Source organism: Neisseria sp. P0009.S007 (genome assembly GCF_051962515.1).
In genome coordinates, this window is record NZ_JBQCVF010000393.1 from 1 (window position 1) to 1,281 (window position 1,281).

2 protein-coding genes are annotated in these 1,281 nt (G+C 47.8%); both read right to left on the bottom strand.

Going from position 1 to position 1,281, the window contains the following annotated elements; translation table 11 throughout:
- Positions 1-25: 25 nt before the first annotated feature.
- On the bottom strand, positions 26-286 hold the full coding sequence (locus tag ACTHS3_RS13540) for a hypothetical protein (protein WP_070591312.1): 261 nt from the start codon (positions 284-286) through the stop codon (positions 26-28).
- The coding region (locus ACTHS3_RS13545; RefSeq protein ID WP_440368200.1) for an ATP-binding cassette domain-containing protein at positions 283-1,281 on the bottom strand (999 nt) is incomplete at its 5' end. The genes ACTHS3_RS13540 and ACTHS3_RS13545, both read right to left, overlap by 4 nt.

Sequence of the window (1,281 nt, forward strand, 5' to 3'; positions counted from 1 at the left end):
AGTACATACTATCTAGAACCTTAATTTACTGCGACTTATCTTTCTGCCATGCTTGGTATGAACGAATGGCTAAAAACAGGCAGACAATCCAAATTATGCCCAAGAAGCCCCAAACACCGGTTGCACCGAACTCGTTAAATAACCAAGCAACTGCTCGGCCTTTACGAGAAGCGTGTTCGGTATCGACAACATTTACAGTATCTCCAAGCGTAATGTACCAGCCCAGCACTGGCAATACGATTAGCGCAAACAGATTCTGTAATAGTTTTTTAAGATTTGCATTCATATTGTTTCCTTACAAAACGCCTTTTTCTCCAGATAGCTTTCGTAATCGCCCAAGTAGTGTTCATATCCACCTTTGCCATCCAATTCAATGATTTGGGTAGCCAATGAAGATACAAACTGACGGTCATGCGAGACGAAAATCAGCGTGCCGTTGTATTTTTCCAGCGCCATGTTCAAGGATTCGATGCTTTCCATGTCCATGTGGTTGGTCGGTTCGTCCATGACTAAAACATTGGGTTTCAACAGCAACAGTTTGCCGTAAAGCATACGGCCTTTTTCGCCACCGGAGAGAACCTTCACTTTTTTCACGACATCGTTGCTGCCGAAGAGCAAGCGGCCCAAAGTGCCGCGGATGACTTGTTCGTCATCGCCTTCCTGACCCCATTGGCGCATCCATTCGCTCAGGTCCATATCGACGTCGAAGTCGTTTTCATGGTCTTGCGGATAGTAGCCGACACTGGCTTTTTCCGCCCATTTGATGGTGCCTTCGTCCGGCAACAGGCCATCTGAATATTCGGGGTTGTATGCGCCTGCCAAGAGTTTCAGCAAGGTAGATTTACCTGCGCCGTTCGGGCCGATGATGGCGAGGCGTTGGCCTGCTTCAAGGATGAAGTTCAGGTTTTTAAACAACTGGGTTTCAAAACGTTTGGTCAGTTTTTCAACTTCCACTGCCTGACGGTGCAATTTGGCTTTTTCATCAGCTTCAAAACGGATATACGGGTTTTGACGGGTAGAAGGTTTAACTTCGACCATCTCCGATTTGATTTTGTCGGCCTGTTTCAGACGGCTGGTTGCCTGACGGGCTTTGGATTTGTTCGCAGAGAAGCGTGCAACGAACTCTTGCAGTTCTTGCAGTTTCTCTTTGGCTTTGGCGTTGTCTTTCAGGGCGCGTTCGCGCGATTGGGCGGAAGCGAGCATGTAGTCGTCGTAGTTGCCCGGATAGATGGTGATGGTGTTGTAGTCCAAATCCGCCATGTGTGTGCAGACTTCGTTCAA

Bases quoted from the DNA above. Each gene is read 5' to 3' on its own strand.
- ACTHS3_RS13540 (WP_070591312.1), bottom strand. From the start codon at position 286: ATGAATGCAAATCTTAAAAAACTATTACAGAATCTGTTTGCGCTAATC.